This window comes from Spirosoma profusum (assembly GCF_014699005.1).
Lineage (GTDB): Bacteria > Bacteroidota > Bacteroidia > Cytophagales > Spirosomataceae > Spirosoma > Spirosoma profusum.
Genome location: NZ_JACWZY010000073.1, coordinates 1 through 14,780 on the forward strand (window position 1 = coordinate 1; position 14,780 = coordinate 14,780).

19 protein-coding genes are annotated in these 14,780 nt (G+C 48.4%); 14 read left to right on the forward strand and 5 right to left on the reverse strand.

What is annotated here, in order from left to right; genetic code table 11:
* The first annotated feature begins 189 nt into the window (after positions 1-189).
* Positions 190-768, forward strand: coding sequence for a hypothetical protein (locus IC229_RS34685; protein ID WP_190893560.1), 579 nt, complete (start codon positions 190-192; stop codon positions 766-768).
* A 121-nt stretch (positions 769-889) separates the two neighbouring features.
* Here the strand turns inward: IC229_RS34685 and IC229_RS34690 are convergent, their stop codons facing one another.
* Positions 890-1,441: a hypothetical protein gene (locus IC229_RS34690; protein ID WP_223834393.1), complete on the reverse strand. Its 552-nt coding sequence runs from the start codon at positions 1,439-1,441 to the stop codon at positions 890-892.
* A 53-nt stretch (positions 1,442-1,494) separates the two neighbouring features.
* Positions 1,495-1,791, reverse strand: a complete 297-nt coding sequence (locus IC229_RS34695; RefSeq protein WP_190893561.1) for a hypothetical protein — start codon at positions 1,789-1,791, stop codon at positions 1,495-1,497.
* Between the two features lie 336 nt (positions 1,792-2,127).
* On the opposite strand from IC229_RS34695, the gene IC229_RS34700 reads away from it, so the two are divergent.
* The 4 genes from IC229_RS34700 (at position 2,128) to IC229_RS34715 (ending at position 4,358) form a co-directional block, all read left to right on the forward strand.
* Positions 2,128-3,249, forward strand: a complete 1,122-nt coding sequence (locus IC229_RS34700; protein WP_190893563.1) for a WG repeat-containing protein — start codon at positions 2,128-2,130, stop codon at positions 3,247-3,249.
* Positions 3,250-3,336: 87 nt separating this feature from the next.
* Complete coding sequence (locus IC229_RS34705; protein WP_190893564.1) at positions 3,337-3,543, forward strand: hypothetical protein; 207 nt, start codon at positions 3,337-3,339, stop codon at positions 3,541-3,543.
* 124 nt (positions 3,544-3,667) lie between these two features.
* Entirely contained in the window at positions 3,668-4,003 is a 336-nt protein-coding gene (gene parS, locus IC229_RS34710) for a type II RES/Xre toxin-antitoxin system antitoxin (RefSeq protein WP_190893588.1), read from the forward strand.
* 16 nt (positions 4,004-4,019) lie between these two features.
* On the forward strand, positions 4,020-4,358 hold the full coding sequence (locus tag IC229_RS34715) for an RES family NAD+ phosphorylase (RefSeq protein WP_190893566.1): 339 nt from the start codon (positions 4,020-4,022) through the stop codon (positions 4,356-4,358).
* Positions 4,359-4,433: 75 nt separating this feature from the next.
* On the opposite strand, the gene IC229_RS34720 is transcribed toward IC229_RS34715, so the two are convergent.
* The 3 genes from IC229_RS34720 to IC229_RS34730 form a co-directional block, all read right to left on the reverse strand.
* Complete coding sequence (locus IC229_RS34720) at positions 4,434-4,886, reverse strand: OsmC family protein (protein ID WP_223834394.1); 453 nt, start codon at positions 4,884-4,886, stop codon at positions 4,434-4,436.
* A gap of 354 nt (positions 4,887-5,240) precedes the next feature.
* Complete coding sequence (locus IC229_RS34725) at positions 5,241-5,417, reverse strand: hypothetical protein (protein ID WP_190893568.1); 177 nt, start codon at positions 5,415-5,417, stop codon at positions 5,241-5,243.
* Between the two features lie 108 nt (positions 5,418-5,525).
* The gene (locus tag IC229_RS34730) at positions 5,526-5,804 is read right to left on the reverse strand and encodes a hypothetical protein (protein ID WP_190893570.1); all 279 of its coding nucleotides are present in this window, start codon (positions 5,802-5,804) and stop codon (positions 5,526-5,528) included.
* Positions 5,805-6,469: 665 nt separating this feature from the next.
* On the opposite strand from IC229_RS34730, the gene IC229_RS34735 reads away from it, so the two are divergent.
* The 9 genes from IC229_RS34735 (at position 6,470) to IC229_RS34775 (ending at position 14,722) form a co-directional block, all read left to right on the forward strand.
* A complete protein-coding gene (locus tag IC229_RS34735; protein WP_190893571.1) occupies positions 6,470-6,964 on the forward strand; it encodes a hypothetical protein in 495 nt (164 codons plus the stop codon).
* A gap of 85 nt (positions 6,965-7,049) precedes the next feature.
* Positions 7,050-7,307 carry a hypothetical protein gene (locus IC229_RS34740; RefSeq protein WP_190893573.1) on the forward strand — a complete coding sequence of 86 codons (258 nt, stop codon included), beginning with the start codon at positions 7,050-7,052 and terminating at the stop codon, positions 7,305-7,307.
* 362 nt (positions 7,308-7,669) lie between these two features.
* Positions 7,670-8,098, forward strand: coding sequence for a DinB family protein (locus IC229_RS34745; protein ID WP_190893575.1), 429 nt, complete (start codon positions 7,670-7,672; stop codon positions 8,096-8,098).
* A gap of 1,122 nt (positions 8,099-9,220) precedes the next feature.
* Positions 9,221-9,679: a hypothetical protein gene (locus IC229_RS34750; RefSeq protein WP_190893577.1), complete on the forward strand. Its 459-nt coding sequence runs from the start codon at positions 9,221-9,223 to the stop codon at positions 9,677-9,679.
* 136 nt (positions 9,680-9,815) lie between these two features.
* A complete protein-coding gene (locus tag IC229_RS34755) occupies positions 9,816-10,265 on the forward strand; it encodes a hypothetical protein (protein WP_190893579.1) in 450 nt (149 codons plus the stop codon).
* Between the two features lie 230 nt (positions 10,266-10,495).
* Positions 10,496-12,235 (forward strand): hypothetical protein, encoded by a 1,740-nt coding sequence (locus tag IC229_RS34760; RefSeq protein WP_317171703.1) that lies wholly within the window; start codon positions 10,496-10,498, stop codon positions 12,233-12,235.
* Between the two features lie 425 nt (positions 12,236-12,660).
* Positions 12,661-13,755 carry a Fic family protein gene (locus tag IC229_RS34765; protein ID WP_190893581.1) on the forward strand — a complete coding sequence of 365 codons (1,095 nt, stop codon included), beginning with the start codon at positions 12,661-12,663 and terminating at the stop codon, positions 13,753-13,755.
* Between the two features lie 185 nt (positions 13,756-13,940).
* A complete protein-coding gene (locus IC229_RS34770) occupies positions 13,941-14,327 on the forward strand; it encodes a COG3415 family protein (RefSeq protein ID WP_190893583.1) in 387 nt (128 codons plus the stop codon).
* Positions 14,321-14,722, forward strand: a complete 402-nt coding sequence (locus IC229_RS34775) for a hypothetical protein (RefSeq protein ID WP_190893584.1) — start codon at positions 14,321-14,323, stop codon at positions 14,720-14,722. The genes IC229_RS34770 and IC229_RS34775 overlap by 7 nt, the downstream gene beginning before the upstream one ends.
* The last annotated feature ends 58 nt before the right edge of the window (positions 14,723-14,780 follow it).

Genomic DNA, 14,780 nt, shown 5'->3' on the forward strand with positions numbered 1-14,780 from the left:
GTGTAATTTTGAGCATGGCAGAGGAGATGAAAGGTCCTCTAAAATACACTAAAATATTTGCTTAACCCCTTAATAGCCTCCTTATTCCTTGTATTGGCTGCTTTGGCCTGCTCCAAGGAAACAAAAAGGCGCACCTATAGACCATCAATAGCAAAAAAAGATACGGCTACCCTCACCTGGGCAACCGAATTGTGTGACTACCAGAGCACATACAGCCCTGCTCAGTATACGAAGCAACAACTAGAAAAAACGCACGCACTCTGGCTTGACAACTGGTACCTCGAAGCACCGGGGGTGGCAGCCACCCCCGACGAACTACCGCGCCTTAATACAGCTACGCTCCGACGGGATTATGAGCAAATGCTTACCCAACTCGAACACCTCACCATCGTTGACGTACCCTTCTGGCAGCAATTGAAGCAGAAAAGAAAACAGGCTCTGGAATCGGAATACCGCCTAAAGAGACTGGCTATCAACGCGTATGCAAATCCGAAACTACTACGAAACAGCTCGTATGACGCTATGGGGGCCACTTACGTAGAAGCCTTAATCGCAGGTGATACCACCGCTTTATTAACGAGCTGGAAACGACTTAATGAGGAACAAAAAAAAGACAGCGGTCTGCCAGAGAAGATTGAGGAAGCGTTTCAGGAGAAGTATAAAGCACCTAACCGCTTGCAGGTTGCCCGGGTGGAACTAATGGCCTACGGCTGGTGGAATCACGCCAAACAAGCAGTTCCATACGTAGTAGGCAACTCATCGATGTAGGCCGAATTTAAACGGCTTTTTCTGAGCCATAAGTCTGTCTGTAGCGAGCCATAATCTAAACAGTTCGGCTTGCTAGCCTAATGCCTTACTTGAATAGATTTTTAACGGATCAACCTGCAAACTAGGGCTTGGCAAGCTCAAATTTTACGATACGGTTCAATACACTACTTTCATCCATTTGCTGTTCCGGGACGTAGTGAATGCGTACAGCAAGACCATCGTGCAACGGAATTTTGGCCATTTCTTCATGATGAAAACCGGCCATTACTACGTTCCGAAAATACCCAAATGTAACGGTGTTGACCTGAAAACTTTCGTAGCTATACCATTGCTTCTTCCCATTCACCTGCTTGGTCCATTCTTTTTCCCAATGGTTAGTAATCACTCCTTCTGCCAACCTGGGTTCCTTATGCAGTAATTGATATCGATCCCAGTAAGGCATCACAACCGACACTAAAACAGTAATAAACACAAACGCAAAAAGACCGTACCGGCCAGCATTTTGGCGGGTAAAACAGGCGATTATGGACGCGGCCACAGCCAGCGCAAGCGGTAAGACGAGCGAACGCCAGTTGAGTACAGGCTGAGCGGCCAGATCGTAAATAGTGGTATAAGGCATAGTCAAAGACGTATTTTCGCCGGGTGAATGGCTGGCATGTAGACTAAGGGACATGAGGCAGCGAAGTAGCTTGTTAATACTGGGTCATAGATCAAGTAGCCACCGGCTTACCTGGCTAAGTGTTCCTGAGAAGGTGTTGTAGGCTGTTGTCGCCGTAGCTTGGTCAACAGCTGGCTGCAAGCAGAAAGCCGTTCAGGATATCTGGCGACTTTCATTTCTACGGTTACCTCATCCAACCACTTTACCGTGAATGCCGACCAGGGGTCGCCCGTCAGCGAGAAAAGCGTTGCGCCATCGCTTAATCGAATCAGATAAGGCTGAGCAACCCAGTGACTCATCTTTATTTCATAACTGCCTAGTGTAATGGTATAGCGTTGGTTCGGTGAATGGAAGTCTTCGTTCATGGATACTAATCAAGTTGGTACAAATCTCTGGTTTAGCGATGAGGATAGTTAACTATATCTGCACGAGTGGCTTAGTCTAGGCAAGCAATCGTTGGTAGTGGGTATTGAATCGTTACGTTAGCAGAAAGTCATCAAGTTGATATCAAAGGCGATCTGCTACGTTCAAACTTCGATTTTGTCCGCTATATAATTCCACGAAACAGCCCCCTACCATTCGATACCCGTTCTGCGTCATTCAAGCACTGTACAGCCTACTTCACGAGAAAATAGTTGGTATCGCGTCGTGAATGGGAAGAATTTTATAGCCTCACTGGTAAAAACCCGTTACTTACCCTTATGAAAACCATCATTTTAGTGACTATAAGCGCTTTTTTATTGATAAGCTTTCTTTGGAAACGATACTCAGTTACTGATCAGAACTCGGTTATAGAAGCCACACCAGACGAAATAAGTAGCCTGCCCGCGGATGCTTTGTATCCAGCGCCGAAAGAAGGAAAGTGGGGATACCTCAATTCCCATAAAACATGGGTTATACCCCCGGTTTTTGAACAGGCCGAGGATTTTATGGCGGATCGGGCGGTCGTTGCTATGCTGTCCTCCGTTACCGATACTCAATTTCGGTTTGGCCTGATTGATCGAAGCGGTCGATTGGTGGTACCCTGTATATACGAGCGTTTAGACTATAGCTCTGAAGGGATGGCCCGCGCTCAGAAGGCTAATTTATGGGGCTATATCGACCGCGTTGGGGCCGTAGTGATTCCGTTCCAGTATGAATCAGCGGGGCCATTTTCAGAAGGGTTGGCCTGCGTTAGCATGAATGGCCTAAACGGATTTATTGATACACAAGGCCGACTGATCATCCCCCCCCAGTTTCAACGATTGGCTAGTCACTTCTTCTTCAACGAAGGCAGGGCGATGGTCTATCAGGCAGACAAAGAGTCAGCAGAAAAAGCGGCTTTCATTGACAAAACGGGGAAGTTTCTCCTTTCGCCCCAGTTTACCTACGCTGAGAATTTTCGGGAGGGCCTGGCGGTAGCCCAGCCACTAGATTCACCATATTATGGTTTTATCGATCAACAGGGGAAATGGGTTATTCCGGCGAATCGGTATGAAAATGCCTGGGGTTTTAGTGAAGGACTAGCTTCGGTGGCGATGCTATTACCTGATAAAACTGCCTGGCATTGGTTCATTATCGACAAAAAAGGGAATCTTACAACGCCCGGCCGTCCTTATCGAAAAGTAGGCTCATTTGTGGAAGGACTCGCTCCAGTACAAGACGAACAAAGTCGAGGGTGGGGATTCATTAACCGTCAAGGGATCGAAGTCATTCCCACCATTTACACGGGTCTTGCTCATTTTCATAACGGACTAGCTCGTATGGAAATTGGATCGCCGTTAGGTGAGTTGAAAATCGTTTACATTACCAAATCGGGCCACGTATTTTGGCGGCAAGTATGAGTACTTCAATTTAGTTGAAAAGCAGGCAAAAGCAGCTTTATAGATGTATTGGTAAAACATCCTATTATCCAAATTAAGTGATCAGAAATGGTTAAGTTTAAAGTAATTGAAAGTGGTCCCGACGGCGACTGGGAGTTTCTCTACGAAACAGAACAGGAGGCCATTGACCATATTGACGATGCAAAAGCAGAAACCGATTTATCGCTCCGCGCTGTTGAAATTGATTCCCAAGGGAATCAAAGAGAACTGGTTATTATGAACTGTGGTGTTAGCAGAAAACTGGGCAATCGGTAAATATTCATATCACTAACTATTGAAGGCTTTCATATAACTATTAGGGTCATTAAAGATCAGTCATTTCAATTTATTGAACACAAAAGAACCTTTCCATCAATCAGCTAAGCTCTAATTATGATCCCTGCTTCGTTCAGAAGCGGATCGAGTAGCCCAGTTAGCCGGATTAACCGATATTGATCTGGCTCGTATTCTGAATATGTCGGTACGCAACCTACACCGGCTCAAAGCTGACGATAAACTGGCCCGAGATGCTTCTGAGCGGCTGCTGTTACTAACCAATCTGCTACAACATGGGCTGGATGTCTTCGATGAGGATGCCCAGACACTGGCCGAATGGCTTCGTTCTCCCATTCGGGAACTCAATACCCAATCCCCTTTGTCGCTTCTAGACACAACAACCGGGTTTGGCCTGGTGGATGATGTGCTGGGGCGTATTGAACACAGCATTGTCGGCTAATTATTCTGCTTTCTTAATGTTAACCGTTTACCGAACTGTCAAAGCTAAATATATCCATGAACCATTGGCCACCGAAGGAGCACGGTTGTTTGGTGGCCGGTGGAATCCAAAGGGCTACCCTTTACTCTACACGACCTCTTCTCCTGCCCTGGCCTTAGTCGAATCGTTAGTACACCAACCTCGGGTCAAGTACAATAGGTTACCCAAACTATTTCTGTTTACCTTAGAGATACCCGATGACTCGGTAACCACTTGGTCGCAAGAGTCCTTACCGGCTTACTGGAATGAGGAGAGTTATGAACGAACCCAATGGATTTTAGGGGATTGGCTGATTGAGCCCACCACACTAGTCTAAAAGCGGATCGGGCAAAACAATCGGGAGGTGAGTTGTTGGACTGGTTGGACCAGCGTGGACTGGCCAGGGACGCCTTTAAGCCGGCGGTATCAGTTTCGCTTCCAGGGTGATGGGTACGGCTGAAAGGGCTTTTAAGAGAGGACAGATCTGTTTAGCCTCGGTAGCCAGCTGCGCAAACTGTTCCGTTGAAATGCTCGTAACCTGGCCCTCCAGCGCGAGGGCAATCCCCGATAGTTTGAAGCCTGCTCCGTCTTCAACGAGCTCAACCGTAGCTCTCGTTTGCAGCGCCGTTGGCGAAAACCCCGCTCCGGTTAACAGGAAGCTTAGCTGCATGGCGTAACAACCCGCGTGGGCGGCAGCCATCAACTCTTCGGGATTGGTGCCGGCTTTGCCATCTTCGTTTTGAAAACGAGCGTTGAATGAATACGGGGTCTGATTCAGCACGTCACTGGTGGCGGATAGGGTGCCACTGCCTTCTCGTCCGGTGCCGAGCCAGACGGCTTGGGCGCTCCGTTTAATTGCTGTCATGATTGATGGATTATAAGCATGTTTGGCCAGCAAATTTCGTAGGGGTAACGTGGGATGACTAAGGGGAGTCAATAACGGGTGCTGTTGGGTGAATAACAGCCGTAAAAAATCAGATACTTACCCCTCCACCTAGCCTCAAATGTCCATGCCAAAGCTAGGTGATACGCTAAACCGAAGTCGCATTGCCGAATCGTAGGGCATCGACCGATGCCCACCACGGCGCTCCGTTTTTTTATTGGCCCCAAGTCCCCTTACGGCGAGGCATACTCGTGCCGCTGCCCCCCTAGAGCCTCCCTACCCAACTAACCTTTAGAGCTGGGTCAGTCATACGGTCGCCGACAGAATGGGAGCGTGTCACTCTTGCAGTGACTCCAGCGATAGCAGCAGAGCGGACGTTTCGTAACTGATTGCCCGGAGTTTAATCTGCTCTAGCGGGTTAGTCGAGTCGTGTATCGTTTTAATTAAGTAATTAGCGAACCAATCCAGGCGATCAATCAAATCCGGTATTTCTTCTGTGGTGAAATCGGCCATGAGTGGTGGGGGTTACTAGATGGCAATAGAGAGTTTTTGCGCTATGCTCGCACTCGGGTAAATCGTATACGGGTAGTGAGGAGCTTCCGGTTTAAGTTTCTGTAGCCATCATTTGTAAATGAATAGCACGTAAACCAAGACAAGCAGAACGGCGAGCAATGGCAGGCAGCCCACACCCCCAACCACCCGGTCCAGGGTAGACAGCATGGCCCACTGCCGGTAGAGTAAAATGGCTAGCGCGCCTGAGCAGACGGCTCCAATCAGAAACAGAAAACTACCGCCTATTCCCGCTCCGCCCTCGAACTTAGACGCGAATTGGGCCACTAAAAGCCCACCTATACTGAACAAAAGGGAGAGGGCCGACAGACCATACAGGGCAAAAATCATTGCGAGAAAAAAATTGATTAAACCAGTAAAACGAGCTGTAAACTACGGCCCGCTTAAGGTCAACACCAGCCAGAATGAATAGGAGGCAGGAATGAGCTACTGCGGGGTGATTTTAGGTGGACAACCCACAATTGACGCGATTGACTAAACGCGAAGACAATTCCCCTGTCAATAGCATATGCTACAGAGCAGTTTGCTTCACTTCTTGGTATCACTTTTTTAGGCCTTCTCTCAGAAAGTTTACATTGGTACGAACTAGTAGTAGCTATCTGTTAAGTTAACGAACGATACCGATGCAGCTTGCCAACCGCGTTGTTGACCCAGACTCAGCGAAGGAGAGCTAACCCTCAGTAAAACTGGCCTTAAACAGAAAAAAGAGTGGTTAGAGCAGAGGGATTCGTATGGCAATCAGTTAACTGGCAACATCCAGGTAGTAGCCTAAGAACTTTACAGGGCCAAAATATCCTTCACTGAGCTGCCCCTTCGTTGTCCAGCACGTTTCCATAGGTCCGGCAGACCCCTCCAGGGCATAAAGTCAACGCGCGGAACGAACGGGTTACGGGCATTTAGCCGCGTAAAACAACCAGCTATTGACCCATGCCAGCCCGATATTAATCGGGGCTCGGAGTGCTCCGAGCTTCCCCGTAGGTTTGATCCAAAAGACCATGAAACAATTCGTATGTGTATTCCTCGGGTTGGCCGCATTGTGCTGGTCTAGCCCCCTGCTCGTGGCCCAACCTGCCGACCGTCCTGCTTATCTGGATCAGCGAAAGCCCATGCCCACCGGTACCCGATTTACCGACCTGCTACCGATAAATGTGGGCCAGTTTACCCGCGTCAGCGTCAAGGAGCCCCAGCCAGGTCTGGATGGCGAAGCGCTCTATAAATTCGGGAAACAGGAACTATTTCTCTTGTTTAGCCTGGCCCAAGACCAGGATGAGGTAGCCCAACTCCGTCGGACGATCCTGTCCGAGGTGCAGTCGGAAACACTGAGTCAAGCTCCCCAATCGCGGGTAGGCAGCGAACTGGGCTATCTTCGGCTGATTGGAAAAACTATCGCTTTTTATGCCTGGAACCGGGGGTTATACTGTTTTTCGGTTGACAGCAAGGCTGGTGACCAGCAGGCGCTGGACCGGTTTATGCAAGCCTTCCCCTATTGAGCTGACCGACCCCAATTGCTGGACGCTCCGTTTACCCAATTGAATCGCTATTGCCGTCAACGTTCTTCCAATCTGGTCATTGATTATGAAATGGTTATTCTTCGCCGTTTTTCTCTTTGTGTTGTTATTGGGCGTGAACGGAGCCGTGTGGGCTTATTTTTTGGGAGCTAAACGGATAGCCTATCCGGTCATTTTAGGTATCAGTCTGGCCGGTGGGCAATCTGTACTCTTTACCTTGTTCGGCCTGAGTTGCTTTCTCCTGGTTGCCCTAGCCATCCACCGGGAGCGAGTAAACCATCGTAAACGCGCCAAAAGACGAAAAAGAGACGTTAGTAGGCACTAAAAGTAAGGTAACTTAGCAAAAATGAGCGTGCATCAAGCCAAAAATAAGTAGAAAGATACGCTATTTGTTCAGGTTGCCTTCTAGCTCGACTACCCTTTGGCTTTACCATGTAACTGATATTGATAGCAGAAATCTGTTCCAATACCATCGTCCAAATAAAGGCCGACTATCTTCGTGAGGACGCTTACTGGTGCCGATGCGCCCTGCCAGTTATTTAACCAATTCGCCCTGAGTCTGCTCAAGTCCACCACTTAATTAGTCCGTCTGGTGGTCTCCCGGGCTCCCTTTTACTTTTGCTACGGCTTAGCTGAAAATGCGTTTTCAGGCGTCTTTCACCACTACTTTCTCTATCTTTCTCCTTCATGCAACCCTTCATCCAAGTCAGTAGTAAACGACCCCATCTGTACCGCTTTTACCTATGTATGGCATATCTACTGACCAGTGCGCTCCAACCAAGCCTCGCCCAGATTCCCCAAAAGCTCTGGACACAAACAGAACGACAACTGCTGGTAGCAGGCTTGCAATCGTCTCAAAACGATTTTATTAACGAACTAACCGGCTTAACGGAGCAACAAATCCATTTCAAGCCCGACACCGCAACATGGTCCATTGCGGAAGTGGCAGAACATGTAGGTATTTATGATGAGTTATTATATTGGGATTTAGTAAATAACCAATATACTCCTGAAATGCCTGAATGGGTGGAAAAAGTAAATGGTGTTGATTCGGTTATGCTCGCCTACACCAGCGACCCGGTCCAGTTGAGGGCGCCTTTGTTGTCCATCCCTTAGGTCGCTTTGCCAAAAAAGAAGCCCTTCTCGCCTATTTTAACCGCTTTCGAGGTGCAGTAATCCACCTAATAAACGAAACCAACGTTGATTTTCGATTGCATTTTATATTTCGATCCGCCGATGCCGGTGTATGGCGCGTTAGAGATCTTCATCAATATACCTTACTATGGATTGCCCATACCCAAAGGCATACGAATCAGATAAAACGGATAAAGGCGTATCCCACTTACCCTAAATAAGACCGTCGTTACTACAGGCGGGAGACGGACAACTATTCCTAAGATCGGCCAACGGTCAATACAAATTAGAACGAGACAGACGGGTCACCTGTAAACAAAGCGATTGCCTTTAATTTGAATACCCATCGTAATCGTTCATAAAACCCTCTGAATACAAGTAGAACAAGACCGCTCAATTACCGAAACCAAGCAAGTCCGTATTCAACAGCAGATTATACCAAATCGGCGGGTTTGTTGACGCCCAATAGGGGGTAATCCTGGTACGGTGCGTTTATCGGTTGCCACGATCAAAAAACAGGTTGGCGGCTATTTCTTCACTGGCGAAGCACTGATCAACTAAGCCAATCATCTCGATTTCGTGTTTGGCCAACTGAAACGGCTTCATGAAAAAGTCGTCACCACGCAGATTGGCTTTGTGGGTTTGGATGCGTTTAGGATCGTAGTAGTCCTAGTCAGCCTGCACCGGTTCAATACCGTTTATGATCGCGTACTGGCCGGCATTTTTCAGCATGTACCCTGTACATCCATCTTTTTCAGGCATTTACAAACCTGCGGTCGTTGTAATTCGTTCGTACACTCATTTTTAGGGTAAGCACCTGTTTCAGCACTGACGCGCCTACGTCCAGGCCGTTGGCAGGGGGCATCGTACTGGCTAGCCGGGCACATCAGGCATCTACCGGTTCACGGCATCTGGTACGTCGTTTATGCGGCATACCGGCATAAATACGTTTCAGGCTGATGATCGACACGAAGGGCCATGAAAACGACTTGGGGGATAGAAATACAAACAAGTTCGTATGGATTCGCCCCTGGCTCATCGGCCATCTTTGCATCACCCAAACGGGACAAAATCTTTCTCTTTTTTAACAAATCAAGTAAAACCATGAAAAAAGTAAGCTTCGTAATTGCCCTTGTTCTAGGCTTCGCCGTCACCTCATTCGCCCAACTCGGCCAGGCAAAATGCGCCTGGGGTCAGGAACAGGCGCACGGGGAACATCCGGTCGTGTTATTCACCAACATTGGCACACACGGAATTTTGGACAGCGAGGGAGAGCCTGCCTATTCGGTTTCCCTGCGGGCAGATTACACCACCAATACCGCCACTAATGTCTATCTGATCGAGAACAAAACGGGGAAAAAATGGTGGATGAACCAGGTTACTCCCGTTGGCAATACCCTGCCAGGACTTTGTAGTGGCAATCAGGGAGCAGACCTCAGTAATGCTAGGGTGTACCGATCCCCCATGACTAAGCTCGTCGTTTATGTTTCCGTACGGGCCGAAAATAATAAGTTTGTGTACGTGTTTGTTCACAAACCAGCAGACGCCGTATTGACGCTATAGGGGCGCTGATCGCAACAAGCCTGAAAATACAAACAAGTTGGTATGGATTTGCCCGTAGCGCATCGGCCATCTTTGTAGCACTTAAACGAACTAAATAATCCTGATGTTAACCAACGTCCCAAGACAATCCAGTATCATGAAAAACGTACTCAGTATCATCGCCCTCTGCTTAATTACCCTATCCGGGTTTGCCCAACCCGTAAAATACTCCTTCGAGGAAGTAGCCTACAGCCCCGGCGAGCCAACAAAACAAGTGACGATTTATTCGTCCGACATTTTAGATGACACTGGTGCCCCCAAATACAAGGTCAGACTAAGTATTGACATCAAGAATAATAAGCTACAATATGGCTCGGCGTCTGTTTATCTGACTGGCCCAACCACGGGTGGCGAACTGTGTCTGAGCACCGTCAATCACCTGAGCCACCTCTACTTGAGTACACCCAACACGGGGGGCGTTGAGGCTTACGGCTGTCGAGACCCAAAAACCAAAGTCGTCGTCTATTTCCTGGTCGGTGCCACGACGTCCAATACCCTAAAATTCCTCATTTACGAGCCCTCGGGCCCGATGGCTATCAAGCTCTAATCAGATTCGGCAGTAGGAACCCAACCCCGACAAAGGATCCTCTCTTTGAAGCACCCCACCGCCAGCGAATGACTCCGGTCCGTTCGCTGGCGGTGGGGTTTTGGACCTATACATAACCGCTACTGAATAGGATTTTGTGCTGGTGATGAGACATATACAAACATGTTTGTATGGATTGACGGGGTCAAAAAACCGCACCTTTGTCGGGTTATTCAGATTCGAAAAATTCGGTGAAAACGTCTTTCTTTTTCCTCTTGCTTTATGGACTACTAAGCAGCCCGACTCTGGCCAACAGTAGATTAGCTCATCTGGATACAGCCAGGCTACCCCGCCCGGATTCCACCCGCCCGACACCCCCCACCCTGACGCTCACCGGCGACCTGGACCTGAGCCGGTCTTTCAGCGTTATGCGGAGTCAGCAAGAGTCTTCTCTACAGCATACGCCCTGGTACCTGACGGGTAGTTTGACGCTGGCTACGCGCTCGGGCTGGGTTATTCCGCTTCAGGGCGTTTGGAGTTCACCCTCCAACGGCTACGGACAAGCCTATAATGCCATTGGCGTTAGTCCCCGCTACAAAAACTGGTTGACGCTGCACGGTGGTTACCGCAATCTGGAGTTTTCGCCCTTTACGCTGGCGGGTTACACCGTGCTGGGAGCAGGCATCGAACTGAATGCGGGGCTGTTGCGGGTTGGTTTGATGGCAGGCCGGTTTACCAAAGCCGTTACCCCAACTGCCACTGACCCCGACCGGGTAGCCGCCTTCCGGCGGATGGGTTACGGCGCCAGAATCGGTGTTGGTAATGAGCGTACCTATCTCGACGTAATCTTGCTCCAGGCGGCTGATGATCTCAACTCCATCCCATCCGATAGCGTGGGCTATTTAACTCCCGCTCAAAACGTAGTACTGGGGTTGAGTGGCCGGTTACGGGCAAACCGGAAATTGACGGTTGAAGTAGACGCGGCTGGTAGTGCCTACACCAGTGATATCCACGCCGAGCCGATGCCGGCTGCTCTTGCTGATCGTCGGTTTGGGTACGTAAATTACCTCAATGATGTGAGAAACTTCATTCCAGTCAATTCCTCAACCCGTATCCGCACGGCGTTGCAGGCATCGCTGAGTTACCAGACGAATTGGGTTGGCCTGCGGCTCCGATACAAGCGCGTTGAGCCCGGCTATCAGTCCATGGGGACGTATTATTTGCCGACCGATGTGGAGCACCTTACGGTAGCACCCACCATCCGACTGTTTAAAAACCGGCTTCAATTTCAGGGTAGCCTGGGCTGGCAGCATAACAACCTGATGAACCAAAAACCAGCCCGCACCAACCGGATCATTGGTTCAGCCAGCCTTGCGTACGCATCCGAGACGAACCTGACGCTTGACTTGACGGTTTCCAATTACGGCCTTACGCAACGGGCAGGCTACCGGCCGCTTACTGACAGCATCCGCCTGGCTCAGACCAACCGGACCCTGTCGGGCAGCGTTTCTAAATCCTGGACGGGTAGCGGTCAACTGCACATGGTACAGGGCTCGGCTACCTACCAGGAATTGCAGGAGCTCACTTCGTTCACCGCTGAAAACAGCCGCAGTCGGAACTGGAGTTATTCGGTTAGCTACTCCATGCAGCATTCGGCTAGCGGACTGAACCTGAACTTGAGTTATCAGTACAGCTGCTACAGCCACACCCAGGATATTGGATTTCTCGTTCAGGGACCCACCCTGAGCGTAGAAAAAAAACTGTTCAAAGGCGAAAAAGTAAGTCTTTTGTGTATGGCTAACTACCTGCGCAATAGCCAACCGTTGGCTGATGAAACGCAACAGGGCTTTGTGGTGAACACGACGCTCACCCTGGATTATCAGCTAACGCCGGTGCATCGCTTGTCGGTGAGCGGCTCCGACAACGTAAATCAGGGCCTGCAGCCCTTTCGCCAGCAGCAGGGTAGTGTTCGGTACACCATGGCGTTCTGATAACGAAAATAGCAGTAATTAAACTCCGACCCCAATCAGACGTTTTCAATTGCCTAGGACAAAACGCAAAATTCCTTCGCAAGGCTTTGCCAGTCTGTTTGCCGGATTTTTTCTCAGGTAGTACGTTGTTGACTTCCGTAGGCTTCCCAGCTACACGCTACTTGGTTATTTTCGTTTAATAAAGGGGCCAACCCATAGCCTTTTAATAGGGTATTACTGGACGGTTTTATAGACAGATTGACCATTAGTCAATCTGTCTATAAAACCGTCCAGTTAATCTCAGAATATGCCTTAGCATACCAATCCAGCCAACTAGCCATCTTAAAGGGTTGAATCCGTATGACTAGTTTAGGAATATAAAACAGTCATGTACATAAAATGTACACCATAGCTATATCATGTACATTTTTTGATCATATTTGCACATGAATCAATTGCAAGCCGAACTTCCATATAATGAACTAGCCCTGTTGCCACCTGCGCGTGAACTCGTTGAAACCATAGCTATACTGCGTCAGGAAAGCCGAGCGGCTTCAGCACTTGCTGAATTAAAAGGGTTGAGCCGATTATTACCTAATCCCGCTATCTTAATCAACGCCCTGGTACTCAAAGAAGCCAAAGCGTCCTCTGAAATTGAAAACATTATTACCACCGATGACAAGCTCTATCAAGCTTTGACAGTTAAAGGACAAGATATTGATACAGCTACCAAAGAAGTACTACGCTATCGACAAGCCCTCTACACGGGGTATCACTTTATTAAACAAAAGGGGTTTTTAAGCACCAACGGCATCCTTCAAATTCAGCAGGAACTGGAGCAAAATCAGGCGGGCATCCGTCGTATTCCCGGTACCAGCCTACAGAACGATCGAACCAACCAAGTTATCTATACACCACCCGATGGCCCGTCTGTGCTCAAGGAGTTAATGCATAACCTGGAAAAATATCTCAATAATAATGAGCCTAACGACGTTTCGACGCTCATCAAGCTGGCTATTCAACATTATCAGTTTGAGAGCATTCATCCCTTTTATGATGGGAATGGTCGTACCGGACGCATTATCAATGTACTTTATCTACTCCTTCACGATTTATTCGCGGAGCCCATTCTTTACTTAAGTGGCTACATCATTGAGCATAAAGCGGACTATTACCGACTCTTACAGGCGGTGCGAACCCAGCAGAACTGGTCGGACTGGATTATATTCATTTTACAGGCCGTTGAGATAACGGCTCAGCAGACAATTGACCAAATTACCCGTATCCAAGGGCTATTTGACCAGACGGTTGAGCAAGTTCGAAGCCAGGCTCCCAAAGTTTATAGCAAAGAGTTAATCGAGGTCTTATTCGAATACCCCTATAGTAAAATCGAGTACCTGGTTGATCGCCTACAAATCGACCGCCGGACGGCCTCTAAATATTTGCGTAGCTTAGAGCAACTCGGTGTGCTTCGTGCTGAAAAGAAGTGGAAAGAAACGCTGTTTATTAATGTTGCCCTCTTCGACTTGTTGTGCCAATAGCCAAACTACCAACGGAATTCAAGATGTAACTTATATTGATTGATCCGTGTAAATTAGTTCATTGGTTATCGTTCACGAAAAGGTCAATGATCATATTAACTGAACTTCTCGTAATCAGCTATGACTTGTCCTGGAAAATATTGACCATAAATAGCCAATTTATGGACAGGCTTGTTAAACTACGCATGAAACAGCCCGAAGGTGTCATGCGGCAAATCGTTGCCCAAATTCTGCTCGGTCAGCTCAACATCGACCAGGCCGCAGAACGATTAAAAGTTAATCGTCAGACGGTGCTGCGCTGGATGAGGAAAATTGAAGAGGAAGCCAATCAGCGTATGGCCCCAATTGATTTCGAGCAGCCACCCCCTCCACAAAGATCAACCAAGTCCTCGAAGCCAAAGGCAAAATCACAAGTTGATGAACTACGCGCTAAAGTCCTGGCCCTCGAAGAGCAACTGGAGGAAGCCAACTTCAAGGCACTCTACTATTCAACTTTAGTTCGAATAGCCAAGCATGAGTTAGGGGTGGATATCGAAAAAAAGTCCGTTACCAAGCCATCCGGTTCATGCTGACGAATCATCCCAATATTTCGATTCGGCGGTTAGAGGATGTGCTTGGTTTTACACGACAGGGTTACTACCAATACTGGCAACGCCAAAATGAGCAGGTACACGATGACTTAAATGTGTTGCGTCTGGTCAGGCCCATTCGTCGCCAACATCCGCGGATTGGTGGACGAAAACTCTACTATTTTTTACAGCATGAATTTTTGGAAAGGGGAATAAAACTGGGTCGGGATGCCTTTTTTGAGTTGTTGGCCAGGAATAAGATGCTGATTAGAAGGCGTCGACGAAAAATAAAGACTACCTTTTCGGGGCATCCGTTTCGTAAATATCCAAACCTGATCAAGGCTTTAGTGGTGGAAAGACCTAACCAATTGTGGGTCTCGGACATCAGTGCGCCATGAAGACGCAGTTTTTTTTGAAGACTGCGTTGGCTGATTGTTGACCGGCAGTTGTAATACT